This is a genomic window from Amycolatopsis sp. NBC_01488 (genome assembly GCF_036227105.1).
In the GTDB taxonomy this organism is placed as follows: Bacteria; Actinomycetota; Actinomycetes; order Mycobacteriales; family Pseudonocardiaceae; genus Amycolatopsis.
Window position 1 is genome coordinate 6,697,103 of sequence record NZ_CP109434.1, and the last position, 15,202, is coordinate 6,712,304.

The 15,202-nt window shown below is 71.5% G+C and carries 11 protein-coding genes; 8 read left to right on the forward strand and 3 right to left on the reverse strand.

All coding sequences use genetic code 11. The annotated features are described in order from the left end of the window. Position 1 precedes the first annotated feature (1 nt). The gene (locus tag OG738_RS31865; RefSeq protein ID WP_329046495.1) at positions 2-655 is read left to right on the forward strand and encodes a response regulator transcription factor; all 654 of its coding nucleotides are present in this window, start codon (positions 2-4) and stop codon (positions 653-655) included. A gap of 44 nt (positions 656-699) precedes the next feature. On the opposite strand, the gene OG738_RS31870 is transcribed toward OG738_RS31865, so the two are convergent. From OG738_RS31870 to OG738_RS31880, 3 genes are all read right to left on the reverse strand, one after another. Next, complete coding sequence (locus OG738_RS31870) at positions 700-1,845, reverse strand: S53 family peptidase (RefSeq protein ID WP_329046496.1); 1,146 nt, start codon at positions 1,843-1,845, stop codon at positions 700-702. A 14-nt stretch (positions 1,846-1,859) separates the two neighbouring features. Beyond that, positions 1,860-3,974, reverse strand: coding sequence for a hypothetical protein (locus OG738_RS31875; protein ID WP_329046497.1), 2,115 nt, complete (start codon positions 3,972-3,974; stop codon positions 1,860-1,862). Between the two features lie 128 nt (positions 3,975-4,102). Beyond that, positions 4,103-4,828, reverse strand: coding sequence for a FadR/GntR family transcriptional regulator (locus tag OG738_RS31880; RefSeq protein ID WP_329046499.1), 726 nt, complete (start codon positions 4,826-4,828; stop codon positions 4,103-4,105). Between the two features lie 206 nt (positions 4,829-5,034). Between OG738_RS31880 and OG738_RS31885 the strand changes: the two genes are divergently transcribed. The 7 genes from OG738_RS31885 to OG738_RS31915 are packed head-to-tail and all read left to right on the forward strand — an operon-like array spanning position 5,035 to position 15,187. Continuing rightward, on the forward strand, positions 5,035-6,633 hold the full coding sequence (locus OG738_RS31885; protein WP_329046501.1) for an ABC transporter substrate-binding protein: 1,599 nt from the start codon (positions 5,035-5,037) through the stop codon (positions 6,631-6,633). 12 nt (positions 6,634-6,645) lie between these two features. Then, the gene (locus tag OG738_RS31890; RefSeq protein ID WP_329046502.1) at positions 6,646-7,605 is read left to right on the forward strand and encodes an ABC transporter permease; all 960 of its coding nucleotides are present in this window, start codon (positions 6,646-6,648) and stop codon (positions 7,603-7,605) included. Next, positions 7,602-9,506, forward strand: a complete 1,905-nt coding sequence (locus OG738_RS31895) for a dipeptide/oligopeptide/nickel ABC transporter permease/ATP-binding protein (protein WP_329046503.1) — start codon at positions 7,602-7,604, stop codon at positions 9,504-9,506. Before OG738_RS31890 ends, OG738_RS31895 begins: the two co-directional genes overlap by 4 nt. Continuing rightward, positions 9,503-10,447 carry an ABC transporter ATP-binding protein gene (locus OG738_RS31900; protein ID WP_329046505.1) on the forward strand — a complete coding sequence of 315 codons (945 nt, stop codon included), beginning with the start codon at positions 9,503-9,505 and terminating at the stop codon, positions 10,445-10,447. The genes OG738_RS31895 and OG738_RS31900 overlap by 4 nt, the downstream gene beginning before the upstream one ends. Next, positions 10,447-11,370, forward strand: a complete 924-nt coding sequence (locus OG738_RS31905; RefSeq protein ID WP_329046506.1) for a dihydrodipicolinate synthase family protein — start codon at positions 10,447-10,449, stop codon at positions 11,368-11,370. The genes OG738_RS31900 and OG738_RS31905 overlap by 1 nt, the downstream gene beginning before the upstream one ends. Further along, a complete protein-coding gene (locus tag OG738_RS31910; RefSeq protein ID WP_329046508.1) occupies positions 11,370-13,331 on the forward strand; it encodes a beta-galactosidase in 1,962 nt (653 codons plus the stop codon). Before OG738_RS31905 ends, OG738_RS31910 begins: the two co-directional genes overlap by 1 nt. Positions 13,332-13,333: 2 nt before the next feature. Next, the gene (locus tag OG738_RS31915; RefSeq protein WP_329046511.1) at positions 13,334-15,187 is read left to right on the forward strand and encodes a sialidase family protein; all 1,854 of its coding nucleotides are present in this window, start codon (positions 13,334-13,336) and stop codon (positions 15,185-15,187) included. Positions 15,188-15,202: the final 15 nt, after the last annotated feature.

Consider the following 15,202-nt stretch of genomic DNA (forward strand, 5'->3'; position numbering starts at 1 on the left):
CGTGCTGCCGCCCCCGCCGGTCCGGGTCCTGGTGGCCGAACGCGACCCGGCGGTGCGGGCCCGCCTGGGTGCCCTGCTGGCCGAAGCCGACGGCATCGAGCTGATCGGCACCGCCCCGGACGCGGCGGCGGCCCGCGCGACCCTGCGCCGCCACCTGCCGGACGTGGTGCTGCTGGACCTGCGGCTCGGTCCGCTGGGCCCGGTGTTCCGCCGCCCGGCCGTGGTGGCCCTGGTGACGTTCGATTCCGACGCGGGCATCCTGCGGGCGTTGCGCGACGGGGCTTCGGGGTACCTGCTGCGCTCGGCGCGGCGCAACGAGCTGATCAAGGTGGTCCGGCTGGCGGCCGACGGGCACGTGGTGCTGTCGCCGGACGCCACGCGCCGTTTGGTGTCGGCGGCCACGCGGTTGTCCGGGCCGCGTGACGAGCGGCTGGCCGGGGTGGACCGGCTGTCCGTGCGTGAGCGGGAGGTGCTGGTCCTCGTCGGCGAGGCGTTGACGAACGCCGAGATCGCCGCACGCCTGGAGCTGACCGAGCCGGTGGTGCGGAGCGTGGTGGCCCAGGTGGTGCGGAAGCTGGAGTGCGCGCACCGGACGGAGGCGGGAGTGCTGGCCTATGAGCGCGGACTCTGCCGCCCCGGGACCGAAACGACGTGAAAGGCCTCCTCACCGCCGGGCAGTGAGGAGGCCTTCACCAACCGTCAGAAGCCGGTCAGGCCGATGGGCACCCCCAGTCCCGTCGGGGCGTCGTAGCCCGGGGCCGCGACGCACAGGTAGTCGTTGCCGCACTTCTTCCCGGCGCCCGCCCAGTCGTTGGTGCCGGCCGTGATGTCCGCGAACTGCGCCGCGTGCGCGTAGAGGGTCGGCGGCTGGGCCGTGCCCGCATGCCCCGAGCGGCCGATCAGCCCGGCGATGTACGGCGCCGACGCGCTGGTGCCGCTCGCCGGGAGCCAGCCGCCCGCGTCCGTGTAGTGGATCGCGATGTCCTCCGCCGCCGACGCGATGTCCGCGACCGTGCGCTTGCCGCAGTGGGTGTCCTTTTGCCACGACGGCTTCGCGATGTAGGCCGAGCAGCCGCTGCCGCCGTACTGCCAGGCCGACTCCGTCCAGCCGCGGGGCGAGGACTGATCGCGGGCCAGCGACGTCCCGCCGACCGCGACCGTCGTGGGCAGCACCGCCGGGTAGTTCGCCGCCGTGAAGCCCGCGTCGCCCGAGGAAGCGACCACCGTGACCCCGGGGTGCTGGTAGTGGCTCGCGAACGCCAGCGGCGCGCCGCTTTCCCGGGCGCCGTAGCTGTTCGACACCACCGAGGCGCCCAGGCGGACCGCCGTGTCCGCCGTCTCCGCCAAGTCGGCGAACCCGGGCGTGTTGCTCTCCACGACCACGATCCGGCACGACGGGCACGCCGCCGACACCATCGACACGTCCAAAGTGGACTCCATGCCCCAGCCGAAGTTCGCGGCGGGCAGCGGGGCCGGCAGGCCCTGCTGGTTCACCTTGCGGAAGCAGCCGTTCGCCGTCGTGCACGGCGGTAGGCCGTACTGCGCCCGGTAGGCGGCCAGGTCGGCCTCCAGGTTCGGGGCGTCGTAGGCGATCGAGATGCCGACGAGCGTGTCCGGCCCCGGCTCGGCAGGCAGCCGGTAGGCCGACGCCAGGTCGTCGGCACCCCAGCCGACCGGGCCGTCGGCCAGCGCGCGTACCGGGGTGTACGCGGTGAAGCAGTGCAGCAGGCCCGGACCCGGGTCGGGGCACGCCGCCCGCGGTCCCGGTGCGGCGGACGCGGCCGGGGCGAAGCCGCCCACGGCGATCACCGCGGCGCTCAGCACGCCGATGATTCGTCTGTACACAGTGGACCTTCCCATCAGGACGCGAAGACGTGGTAGGCGGCGGTGGTCGTCTCGGCCACGGTCGCCCCGGCCGCGTCGGAAGCCGTGACGCGCAAGGAGACGTCGATGCCGCGGAACGTGTCCGTGGTCGCGGCGAAGTCCGCGTGGAAGACGCCGTCGCCGCGAGGCGTCACCGTCGCGTCCTGCCAGGTCGTGCCGTCGGTCGAGTACTGCACCGTCGCGCCCGTCACCGGCGAACCCGCGCTCTGCTGCAGGTGCCCGATCGTGAGGTCCAGGCCCTGCGGACCCGACGGCGTCGAGCCGTCCGGCCGCAGGCCGCCGACCGCGTACCCCAGGGTCAGCAGCGGCTCGACCGCGCAGGCCCGATCGGGCCCGTCGTCCCCGCGCGCGCAGTACAACGCCGGCGGCAGCGTCACGCCCTCGACGTGCTGGGACGGCCACGTCCACTCGGTGTGGGTCGCCGTGCTCTGGTGGTACATCGGCCCGGTGCGGCCCGCGTCGATCGTCAGCCCGAGGGTGGCCGGTCCGGGGGCGACCTCGTGGTCGAAGCCGACCGCGAAGGCGTCCGACGGGCTCCCCTCGGCCAGGGTCGTGCCGTCCTGGGTGAACCGGTAGTGCCCGGTGATGGTGTCCCGCGCCTCGCCGTAGAAGCCGAAGCCGGTGTGGCCGGGCTGGTTGTCGCTGAACGGCGTGATCGCGACCCGCACCAGGTCACCGGCACGGGTCGCGCCCGGCTGCGTGAACATCGTGGCGTCGGACAGCGGCAGCAGCGCCACCGCGCCCGCCGGGTGCAGCGGGAACCGGTTCCAGTCCTCGGTCACCGTGGAGCCGCCCCGGTAGATGTGGAACGCCTCGTACTGCCCGCCGGCCCAGCCGGGGAACGGCCCGGGCAGCACGTACTTCGAGAAGCCGCCGAACCAGCTCAGGTCCGGCGCGGCCGAGACGTACTCGGTCTGCTTCCGCGGCAGCTGGATCGGGTGCGACACGCGACCGCTGGTGTCCTCGAAGGAGAACATCCCGCTGCGCTGCCGCAGGCCCAGCGACGAGTACTCGCTGAAGTAGGTCGCGTCCACCGCGGCGACGTCCTTCGCCGTGATCACGTACCGCTGGTGCGGAATCGTGCCGACGCTCGCCTTCTGCAGCACGTATTCGTACGGCGTGCCCGGCCCCGGCGGGGACACCAGCCTGCTGTACGGGTACGTCTGCAGCGCCCCGGTCCGGACCGGGACCGCCGTCGGTGACACCGAGATCGGCACGCCGGGCCCGGCGTCGAAGTCGACGAGCAGCGCCGGCCCGGTCTTGGCGGCCCGGCGGAAGAGGAACCCGGTGTCGTCGAGCAGCGCCGGCCGTGGCGTCACCCAGGTCACCTTGCTGGAGGCGCGGGAAGCGTCCACCCGGACGGTCGTGTCCGCCTTGACCGCGAACTCGGGCTGTGCGCTGAACCGCACCTCGGTCGGGTTGCCGTCGGCGTCGGCCGTCCAGAACAGGCCGAGCGCGCTGTAGTTCCCGTCCGGCGCGCTGAACTTGGCCGTGCCGCCCGAGAAGTAGTTGAGGTTCTCGTTCGGGTCGAGCAGGTTCCCGTCGTCGGTGTTGTACAGGAACGCGACGCCGGCGTCGGCGGGCTTGCCGGCGATGTCCGCGGCGTCGACCGACACCGTGCGCATGACCGAGCGGGGCTGCACGGCCCGCCGCGTCGGTGCCCCCGAGAGCGCGAAAGTCCTGCCCCCGGCGAAGAGCCCCTGACCCCCGTAGTGGCCCCTCGCGTTGTCTTCCTTGAACTGCTTCGCCAAGGCCGTCCCGAACGTCGCCGGGTCGACCGCGGCCGAAGCCCCGGCCAGGAGTGCCTGGACGTCGAACAGGCTCAGGTCCAGCCCGCGCCCCAGGTAGGGAAGCGCGGTGCCGGGGACTTCGTAGTCGCGTTCGCCGAGCCGCAGGTGCACCAGCGCCCGCGCCATGCCCTTCCCGGCGGCGGGCAGGATGTCGTACAGGGGACGGCCGTCCGCGGTCGTCCGGACGCCGACCCGGTCACCCGTGGGCAGGGTGACGGTCGTCGCTGTCACCGCGGCGACCGCGGCCGGCGGGGCGAGCCCGGCCAGCCCCGCCGATCCGGCGAGCAGAACCGCGAACACCGAAAAACTTCTTCGCACTGGCGCCTCCGTAGGGTGGTTGATCTCCACTACGACGAACCAGTTGCCCCGTGCGTTGAGAGCGTTCGCGATCTTCCCGGAATTACCCCGATCGGCTCAACGACGGACAGTCAGGAATGCGCCACCGGAACCGGCCGGGCGACGCCGAAACCGCCGTACGGACCGGCTTTCGCGCGCTTGCGGACCTCGTCGAAGTGCCGGTGCACGGCTTCGGCGGCGGCGTCCGCGTCGCGCAGCAGGAGCGCGTCGACGATGGCCTGGTGGCGTTTCGCCGTGGCCGTCGGGGACGACGCAGGGCCGCCCAGCTCGCTTTCGGCGATCCGGTAGACGTCCCAGAAGAGCCCGGTGAGCTCGCGCGCGAGGTCGAACCCGGCCTCGGCGCAGATGAGGTCGTGGAACTCGCGGTCGGCCTCCGCCGCGTCCGGGCCCTTGCGCTTCATCCGCGCGACGCACGCCTGCAGCTCCTCGACCAGGCCGGGCCGGTGGTCGGTGGCGACGCGGCGGGTCAGCTCGGTCTCGAGCATCTCCCGCACCTCCAGGAGGTCGCGCAGCCGCCCGACGTCGGTGGCGCCGCGGGCGCGGGTGCGGAAGAGCAGCCACGTCTGCAGCGACTCGGACCCGGCGGAGCCGACGAACGTGCCGTAGCCGTGGCGGATCTCGACGATGCCGAGGGCCTGCAGGGCCTTGATCGCCTCCCGGATGGAGTTGCGGCTGACGCCGATGTCCTCCATCAGGCTCAGCTCGGTGGGCATGGGGGCGCCCGGCGGGAGCTCCCGCTCGACGATCAGGTCGATGATGCGCTTGGTGATCTCTTCGCTGCGCTGCGGACGGGCCACTGCTGTCCTCCCCGGATGCGTCGTGAGAGGACATCCTACGTCATACGTCCACAAGGCTGTGACATCCGAGGCTTCGCCCCGGGCCGGGGGCTTCGCCACCCGGAACCCCCGAAAGCTGTTCTTGACCGGCACGCGAACGCCTCCTAGGCTCACGCCGGTCATAGGACGTCCCATGTCCTACCGTTCGAGGCCCGCAGGAGACAGCGATGTCCCAGAGCCCGTCGCTCAGCCGCCGCCAGTTGCTGCGCTACACCACCTTCGCCGGGGCGGCTTTGGCGTTCCCGACCGTGCTCGCCGCGTGCGGTGGGCCGGCGTCGACCAACAAGACCGGCAGCTCGGCGGGCTCGCTGACCGCCGTCATCGGCTACGGCAACAACCAGACGTGGGACCCGCTGCAGACGGCGTCCGCGTTTTCGATGGCCGCGATCCTGCACTGCTACGAGTCCCTGGTGGAGGGTGACCCGATCACCCGCGCTCCCTTCCCGGGCCTGGCGAAGGCGCTGCCCGCCGACGTCAGCGGAACGAGCCTGAAGTTCGAACTCCGCGACGGCGCGAAGTGGCACGACGGGCAGCCGGTGACCGCGGACGACGTCGTCTTCACCTACGCCCGCGCGCTCGACGAGAAGGAGAACGTGCTGATCCACAGCTTCTTCTCGCACTGGCTCCAGGAAGTCCGCAAGACCGGTGACCGGGCGGTCGAGTTCGTCCTCAAGTTCCCCTTCCCCTACGCGCTGCAGCGGATCCAGTGCTGCAAGATCGTCCCCAAGCACGTCTTCGACGGCAAGTGGGACGACGCCAAGGGCGGCAAGGTCGTCGGCTCCGGCCCCTACAAGGTCGTCGAGCAGGCGCCGCTGTCCCACACCAGCTTCGAGAAGTTCGCCGACTACAACGGCCCGCGCCCGGCCGCCTACGACAAGATGCTGTGGAAGTCCATCGTGGACTCCGCGCCGCGCGTCGCCGCCATCTCCGGCGCCAAGCCGGACGCGCAGATCGCCGAGAACATCCCGGCCGCCAACGCCGACCAGCTCCGCAAGGCCGGCCGCACCGTCGAGTTCGCCGACGGCGGCAACAACCTCTTCCTGCTCTTCAACACCGCGCACAAGCCGTTCGACAGCAACCTGGTCCGCCAAGCCCTGCACTACGCCATCGACAAGCAGAAGATGATCGACATCGGCCTCAAGGGCGCGGGCTCGCCCGGGACGTCGTTCATCAACCCGAAGCTCCCGTCGTCGCAGCCCGCGTCGCAGGACTTCGTGTACAACCCCGCGAAGGCGAAGCAGCTGCTGCAGCAGGCGGGCGCCACCGGGCTGAAGGTGACGCTGTCCACGACGAACACCTCGCTGGTCGCCGACTGCGTCAAGGTGATCAAGGAGGGCTGGGACGCGATCGGCGTCCAGACCACTTTGGACTCCCAGGACACCAAGGCGCTGTTCTCCAAGCTGGACGCCGGGGCCGACTTCCAGGTCGTCGCGACGACCAACAACCCGCTGCAGTTCGGCAACGACCCGGACCTGATGATCCGGTACTACTACGACGCCAAGTCCATCCTCACGAGCAAGTACGCCCGCTTCACCGGCCCCGACGCGCAGTCCCTGCTGGCCCTGCAGGACCAGGCCGCGGCGGAGACCGACGAGGCCAAGCGAACTGCCCTCAACAAGCAGCTGCTGGACCGGATCTCCGAGCAGGCCGTCATCTACCCGGTCGTGTTCACCCAGCTCGGCACGGCCTGGGACCCGAAGGCGATCTCCGGCGTGCGCGCCCAGGGCTACCCGGGCATCTACCTGAACCAGGCGAAGCCGGTCTAAGAGGAGACATTCGTGGCCGTCGTCGTGCGGATGCTGCTCAGCCGCATCCTCGCCCTGATCCCGCTGCTGCTCGGCGTGATCCTGTTCGTGTTCATCGTGATGCGGTTCGCGCCGGTCGACCCGGCGCTGGCCGCGTTCGACGGCGCGAACGCCACCGCCGAGCAGCTGCAGCAGTTCCGGCTCGAGAACGGGCTGCTGGACCCGCTGCCGCTGCAGTACGTCCACTTCGTCTGGCACCTGGTGCAGGGCGACTTCGGCACGAGCGTGATCACCAAGCAGCCGGTCGGCGACACGATCGCGACCGCGCTGCCGCTGACCGTCCAGCTGACCCTGCTCGGCCTGGTCATCGCGCTCCTGACGTCGCTGGTGCTGGGCGTGACGTCGGCGCTGTTCCGCGACCGCTGGCCGGACAAGGTGATCCGCGTGGTCACCCTGGCCGGGGTCGCCGCGCCGGCGTTCTGGGTGGCGCTGCTGCTGGTGCAGTGGCTCGCCGTCGGCCAGGGCTTGTTCCCGACCAGCGGGTACGTCAGCCCGGCGGACTCTTTCGGTGGCTGGCTGAACTCGCTGACGCTGCCCGCGGTGTCCCTCGCGCTGCCGGTGGCCGCGCAGCTGACCCGGGTGATCCGGACGTCGATGGTCGAAGAGCTGGACAAGGACTACGTCCGCACCGCGCGCGGCGGCGGGCTGCCGCCGGTGGTCGTCGTCGGGCGCAACGTGCTGCGCAACGCGCTCGTCACGCCGCTGACCGTGCTCGGCCTGCGGGTCGGCTACCTGCTGGGCGGCGCCGTCGTCATCGAGACGATGTTCGCGCTGCCGGGGATGGGGCAGAACATGATCCAGGCCGTCACCGACGGCGACACCGCCAAGGTGCAGGGCTTCGTCATCACCATCGCGATCGGGTTCGTCCTGGTCAACCTGGTCGTCGACGTCCTGTACCTGATCGCGAACCCGCGCCTGCGGAGCCACGCGTGAAGCGCCTGCGCGGGGCTTGGCCCGCGCTCGCGATCCTCGGCGTCCTGCTCCTGGTCGCCGTGCTCGGCACGCTCGTCGCGACGCACAACCCGGACGCGCTCAGCACCGACACCGGCGGCCCCAGCGGGGCGCACTGGTTCGGCACGGACACGTCGGGCCGCGACATCTTCTCCCGGCTCGTCGCCGGCACGCGCTGGTCGCTCGCCATCGGCCTGGGGGCAGTGGCACTCGCGCTCGTGTCGGGGGCGGTGATCGGGGCGTTCGCCGCCACGTCGCACCGCCGGGTGGACGCCGTGGTCATGCGCGTGCTGGACGTCGTCATGGCGTTCCCCGGCATCGCGCTGGCCGCGGTGCTGGTCGCGGTGTTCGGCCACGGCATCCTCGTGCTGATCCTGGCCATCGGGTTCCTCAACACGCCCCCGGTGGCCCGGGTGATCCGGGCGAACGTCCTGGCCCAGTACGGCGAGGACTACGTCGCGGCCGAGCGCGTCATCGGGGCCCGGCGGTTCTTCGTGCTGACCCGGCACGTCGCGATCAACTGCGCCGCCCCGGTGCTCGTCTACTGCACGGTCACGGTGGCCGACGCGATCGTGTTCGAGGCGTCGCTGTCGTTCATCGGCGCCGGCATCCAGCCGCCGGACCCGTCGTGGGGCTCGGTGCTCGCCGACGGCAAGGACCTGGTCCTGACCGGTGGCTGGTGGGCGACGCTGTTCCCGGGCCTGCTGATCCTCGTCACGGTGCTCGCACTCAACATCCTGTCCGAGCGGATCTCGGACGCCTGGGCCGCACCGTCGGCCCGCGCGGTCAAGGCGGCCGAAGTCGCGAAGGCCGTCGCGAAGCGGGAAGACGCCGACACCGCGCCCGTCCTGCCGATCGCCGGCCTGCGGGAGGCGGGGGAGCGGCTGGCCCGCACCGCCCGGTCCCTCGACCACCGCGACACGGTTCTCGAAGTCGACCGGCTCCGGATCGCGTTCCCGGGCCGCCACGAAGGCGTCGACGTCGTCGACGGCGTGTCCTTCAGCGTCCGCGCCGGGGAAGTCCTCGGCCTGATCGGCGAGTCCGGCTGCGGCAAGACGCTCACCGCGCTGTCGATCCTCGGCCTGCAGCCCGCGGCCGCCCGCGTGTCCGGGCAGATCCGGTTCGCCCAGCGCGACCTGCTGAACCTGCGACCTGGCGAACGCCGTCGTCATCTCGGCCACGACATCGCGATGATCTACCAGGACGCGCTCAGCTCCCTCAACCCGGCGATGACCATTCGCGCCCAGCTCAAGCAGTTCACCCGCCGCGGCGGCACCCGCACCCCGGCGGAGCTGCTCGAGCTGGTCAACCTCGACCCGGACCGGACGCTGCGCGCCTACCCGCACGAGCTGTCCGGCGGCCAGCGTCAGCGCGTGCTGATCGCGATGGCGCTCTCGCGGGACCCGAAGCTGATCGTCGCCGACGAGCCGACGACGGCGCTCGACGTCACCGTGCAGGCCCAGATCATGGCGCTGCTGCTGCGGTTGCAGGAGGAACTCGGCTTCGCGCTCATCCTCGTCTCGCACGATCTCGCGCTGGTGTCCGAGATCGCCGACCGCGTCGTCGTCATGTACGGCGGGCAGGTCGCCGAGCTGGGCAGCACCGCCGAGGTCGTCGGCTCGCCCCGGCACCACTACACGCGCGGCCTGCTCAGCGCCGTCCTGTCGCTGGAGGCCAGCGAGGCCCGGCTGACGCAGATCAAGGGCGTCGTCCCGGCCCCGGCCGAATTCCCGGCCGGCTGCCGCTTCGCCGACCGCTGCCCGGCCGCCCGCGCCACGTGCCACGACGAAACCCCGGTCCGCTTCGGCGAGCCCGTCGACCACCTGGTCGCCTGCCACTTCCCGGCGGTCGACATCGCTCGGGAGAAGGAGGCGACGGCGTGAACCTCCTGGAGGTCGACGGCGTCCACGTCGTCCACAAGATCCGCGGTCGCGGCCTGTTCGGCCACGACCACGTCTACGCCCTCACCGACGCCCACCTCGTGGTGAACCCCGGCGAGACGATCGGCGTCGTCGGGGAATCCGGCTGCGGCAAGTCCACTCTCGCGAAGGTGATCGTCGGCCTGCAACGGCCGACCGCGGGCACGGTCCGCTTCCGCGGGAAGCCCCTCGATCCCGGCTCCGGGCGCGAGGTCGGCATGGTCTTCCAGGACCCGTCGACCGCGCTCAACCGGCGGCTCGCCGTCGCCAAGATCGTCCGCGATCCGCTGGACGTGCACCGCGTCGGAACGCCGGCCGAACGCGACGACCGGGTCCGCGAGCTGATGTCGCTGGTCGGCCTGCCCGCCAGCGTCGCCGACGCGGTACCGGGGCAGCTGTCCGGCGGGCAGCGCCAGCGGGTCGCGATCGCCCGCGCGCTGGCCCTGCGGCCCGCGCTGCTGGTCGCCGACGAGCCGACGTCCGCCCTCGACGTCTCCGTCCGCGCCCAGATCCTCAACCTGCTGCTCGACCTGCGCGAACAGCTGGACCTGGCGATGGTGTTCGTCTCCCACGACATCCAGACCGTGTCGAAGATGAGCGACCGGATCGTGACGATGTACCTGGGCCGGATCGTCGAGGAGGCGCCGGTCGGGGCCGAGGCCCGGCACCCGTACACCCGCGCGCTCTTCTCGGCGACGCCCAGCCTGCTGCACGCGGTCGAGCCGATCGTGCTCACCGGCCCGGTGCCGTCGGCGACGAACCCGCCGAGCGGCTGCCCCTTTCGCACCCGCTGCCCGAAGGCCACCGACGAGTGCGCGGCCGAGCTGCCGCCGCTCGCCGCGGCCGACGGGGGCCACACCTACCGCTGCATCCACCCAGAGATCCCGACCGGAGTGAGCGCCTGATGCCGAAGTTCGCCGGAATCGTCCCGCCGCTGTGCACGCCGTTCCACGACGACTTCAGCGTGGACACCGACTCGCTTCGGCGCCACGTCGAGGTCCAGCTCGACGCCGGCGTCCACGGCGTGTTCGTCCTCGGCTCCTCCAGCGAGGTCGCCTTCCTCCCCGATGCGCAGCGCCGCGTCGTCGTCGAGACGACGGTCGACCAGGTCGCCGGCCGCGTCCCGGTGCTCGTCGGCTGTATCGACATGACGACATTGCGCGTCGCCGAGCACATCAAGGCCGCCGAAGCCGCCGGGGCCGACGCCGTCGTCGTCACCGCGCCCTACTACACGCGCACGCACGTCGCCGAGGTCGACCGGCACTTCCGTCTGCTGCACGAGCGCACGGCGCTGCCGATCGTCGCCTACGACATCCCGGTCGCGGTGCACACGAAGCTCGACGGCGGGATGGTCCTCGACCTGGCCGCCGACGGCGTCCTCGCCGGGCTCAAGGACTCCAGCGGCGACGAGGCCGGGTTCCGAGCCGTGCTGCTCGGCAAGCGCGACCGCGGCCTCGACGCCTTCGCCGTGTTCACCGGGTCCGAGCTGGTCGTGGACGCCGCACTGGCGATGGGTGCCGACGGCGCCGTCCCGGGCCTCGGCAACGTCGACCCGGTCGGGTACGTGCTGATCCACGACCACTTCAAGTCGGGCAACCTCGCCGCCGCGCGCCGCGAGCAGGAACGGCTGCTGAAGCTGTTCTCGATCACGTCCGTGGCGCCGCCGAGCCGGATGGGCCGCGGCTCGGCCGGGCTCGGCGCGTTCAAGGCCGCGATGAAGATGCGCGGGTTCGTCGACAACGCTGTCCTGGCCCCGCCCCAGCTGCCGCTGGACGACGACGAACTGTTGCGGATCAAGGAGAAGCTCGCCGAAGCGGGTCTGCTCTGATGATCCGCTACGGCGCCGACTACAACCCGGAGCACTGGCCCGAGGAGGTCCGCCGGGAAGACCTGAAGCTGATGGCCGAAGCGGGCGTCACGATGGTGACGGCCGGGATCTACTCGTGGGCCGGCGTCGAACCGCGACCGGGGGAGTACGACTTCGGCTGGTTCGACGACGTCATGGACGGCCTCGCCGGCGCGGGCATCGAGGTGTGCCTGGCGACGATGACCGCGTCGCCGCCGCCGTGGTTGTCCCACGCGCATCCCGAGATCCTGCCCGTGCGGGCCGACGGCGTCCGGCTTTCTCCCGGTGCCCGGCAGCAGTTCTGCCCGTCGAGCCCGGTCTACCTCTCGCACGCCGCCCGGTTGGTCACGGAGCTGGCGACGCGCTACGCCGGCCATCCTGCCTTGGCGATGTGGCACGTCGGCAACGAGTTCGGCTGCCACGTCCGGGCCTGCTACTGCGACGAGTCCGCTTCGGACTTCCGCGTCTGGCTGCAGGAGCGTTACCGCACGATCGAGGCGCTCAACGCGGCGTGGACGACCACCTTCTGGGCCCAGCGGTACGACGACTGGGCCGAGATCCTGCCACCCCGGGTGGCGCCCACGTTCCCGAACCCCGCGCAGCAGCTGGACTTCCACCGGTTCTCCTCCGACGCCGCGCTCGGCTGTTTCCGCACCGAACAGCGGGTCTTGCGCCGCGTCACGCCGGATGTCCCGATCACGACCAACTTCGTCGGCCTGGTCCAGAAAGCTCTCGACTGGCACACGTGGACGCCGCACGAGGACGTCGTCAGCCTCGACTCCTACCCCGATCCCTCCGACCCGCGCGCTCACGTCGAAGCCGCGTTCGCGTACGACCTGGTGCGGTCCACCAAGGACCAGCCGTGGCTGCTGCTCGAACAGGCGCCGAGCGCGGTGAACTGGCGGCCGCGGAACGGTCCCAAGCCACCCGGGGCGATGCGGCTCGGCAGCTGGCAGGCCATCGCCCAGGGGGCCGACGCCGTCCTGTTCTTCCAGTGGCGCCAGACCAGCGGCGGCGCCGAGAAGTTTCACTCGGCGATGGTTCCGCACGGCGGCCGCGACACCCGCACGTTTCGCGAGACGGCCGCGCTCGGGCAGGAGCTGGCCCGGGTGCCGGAGCTGGCCGGGACGCGCGTGCGCGCCGACGTCGCCCTCCTGCACGACTGGCCGAGCAGGTGGGGTCTGGAACTGGACTCGCACCCGGCTCAGCTGGATTACCTCGAGACGCACCTCGCGCACTACGCGCCGCTGTTCGATGCCAACGTCACCTGCGACGTGGTCCATCCGTTGCGGGATCTCACTTCCTACAAGCTAGTGGTCGTCCCGAATCTGTACCTCCTGGAGCAGGCGGCCGCCGACAACCTGCGTGCGTATGTCGCGGGCGGCGGGCACCTCGTGGTGTCGTACTTCTCCGGCATCGTCGACGAATGCGACCGCGCCTACCTGGGTGGGCATCCCGCGCCGCTGCGGGACGTCCTCGGCCTGCGGGTCGACGAGTTCTGGCCCCTGGACGCGCCGGTCGCGCTCGACTTCGCCGACGGGACAACGGATTCCGGGAAGATCTGGTCCGAATGGATCGAACTCGAAGGTGCCGAGGTCGTCGCGTCGTTCGGCTCCGGAGAACTGGCCGGGCGGCCGGCGATCACGCGGCACGCGTGCGGTGCCGGCGTCGCCTGGTACGTCGGCACCCGGCCGGACCTGGGTTCGCTGCTCGGACGGATCACCGCCGAGGCCGGGGTGACGCCGGTACTGGACGCTCCGCCCGGCGTCCAGGCCGTCGTCCGGCACGGCGAGGAAAGCGCTTACCTGATCCTGCTCAACCACGGCACCGAGCCGGTCACCGTCGACCTGCCGCATGCCGCGCCGGACCTGCTGACCGACCCGTCGCGGCCGGTCGGCGAGGTCCGGCTCGCCCCGCGAGGTGTCGCCGTCCTGAAGGGATGAGAATGAGAACACTGGGGAAATGGGCCGCGTTGGTGGCCCTGGCGGCGAGCACGCTGCTCGCCGTGAGCCCGGCGCAGGCCGCGCCGCAGTTCGACCAGCAGGTGCTGTTCAAGGCGTCGCAGGATCCCGGCTACCGCTGCTTCCGGATCCCGGCGATCGTCAAGTCCGCCCACGGCACGCTCCTGGCGTTCGCCGAAGGCCGCATCGGCAACTGCGGCGACACCGGCGACATCGACCTCGTCCTCAAGCGCTCGACCGACGGCGGGAAGACGTGGTCGCCGTTGCAGGTCGTCAACCGCGGCGGCGGCGACACCCACGGCAACCCGGTGCCCATCGTGGACCGCCGCACCGGCCGGATCGTGCTCGTCACGACGTACAACAAGGGCCGCACCGACGACAAGGCGTGCGACGTCCCGTGCCCGCGCACCCCGCACTCGCAGTACAGCGACGACGACGGCCTGACCTGGTCCGCGCCGGTCGACATCAGCGCGCAGGCGAAGCTGCCGAACTGGGACTCCTGGTACGCGTCCGGTCCGGTGCACGGGATCCAGCTGACTCGCGGAAAGCACGCCGGGCGGCTCGTCTTCGGCGTCAACGCGGAAACCAGCGACGGCACGAACTCGATCGAGAACCACGCCGGGCTCGTCTACAGCGACGACGGCGGCCGCAGCTGGCACGTCGGCGCGGTGAACAGCTACCCGCACCCGGTCGGCGGCACGTACTCGCAGAAGCCGTCGGAAGTGACCGTGGTCGAGCTGGCCGACGGCTCGATCTACGCCGGCGGCCGCGAGCAGGGCGGCACCGACATCGGCAACCGCGACTTCGCCATCAGCCGCGACGGCGGCGAGACGTTCTCCAGGTCCTTTGCCACCATCCCCGACCTGGTGACGCCGATGGTGCAGGGAGCGGCGCTGCGCCTGGACCGGGCCGGGCGCGGCGACCGCATCCTGTTCTCCTCGCCGTCGGACACCGACCGGCGCCGCTGGATGATGATCCGGTCGTCCTATGACGGCGGCCGGACGTGGGAGAACGCGGAGCAGGGCACGCGGATCACCACCGACTGGTCCGGCTACTCGGACCTGGTGCAGATCAGCGACCCACGCGCGCGCTCGGCGGAGATCGGGCTGATGTACGAAGGCGGCGCGGTCGACGCGCGTGACGAGATCCGCTTCGCGCGCTTCAACGAGGAGTACCTGGGCTGGAAGAACTCGGCCGGACCGTCCACACCGGACGTCTCGGGGCACGCGGACGCCCGGGTACTCGGCGGGGCTTCGCCGGCCGCGGGCCGCTTCGGTGGCGCGCTGACCTTGGACGGCATCGACGACTACGTCCGGGTGCCCTACGACCCGGCGCAGCCTCCGGGCGACGGCGACCTGACGTGGACGGGCTGGTTCCGTTATGGCGCCACCAAGGGCAACCAGGTGGTGTTCTGGCTGGGCGGGATGGGGACGACGGCCCCGCAGCTGTGGTTGCGTGGCGAGCCGGCGAACCACCGGCTGATCGCGATGATGACCACGGCGGCCGGGAGCGCGTCGATCACGACGTCGCAGGCGTATGACGACCAGGCCTGGCACCACGTGGCTCTCGAGCGCACCGGCGGGAAGCTGCTGCTGTGGGTGGACGGCGTCCAGGTCGCTTCCGGGGCCGCGGCCGCGGGTTCGGTCAGCCAGACCGTGTCGTTCCAGCTGCAGCTCGGGCAGCGGCTGGACAACCAGTTCCGCTGGAACGGCTCGTTCGACGAGGTCCGCTTCTACCGCCGGGCACTCACGGCGACGGAACTCGACGCGATCCGGCTGCGCAACGCGCCGGTTCCCGCCGGCCAGGTCCTGCGGCTGCCCTTCGACCGCGTGCACTGAGGTCGTGAGTGGGAA

Coding starts and splice junctions, on each gene's coding strand:
- OG738_RS31885 (WP_329046501.1), top strand. CDS start 5,035: ATGTCCCAGAGCCCGTCGCTCAGCCGCCGCCAGTTGCTGCGCTACACC.
- OG738_RS31905 (WP_329046506.1), top strand. CDS start 10,447: ATGCCGAAGTTCGCCGGAATCGTCCCGCCGCTGTGCACGCCGTTCCAC.
- OG738_RS31910 (WP_329046508.1), top strand. CDS start 11,370: ATGATCCGCTACGGCGCCGACTACAACCCGGAGCACTGGCCCGAGGAG.
- OG738_RS31915 (WP_329046511.1), top strand. CDS start 13,334: ATGAGAACACTGGGGAAATGGGCCGCGTTGGTGGCCCTGGCGGCGAGC.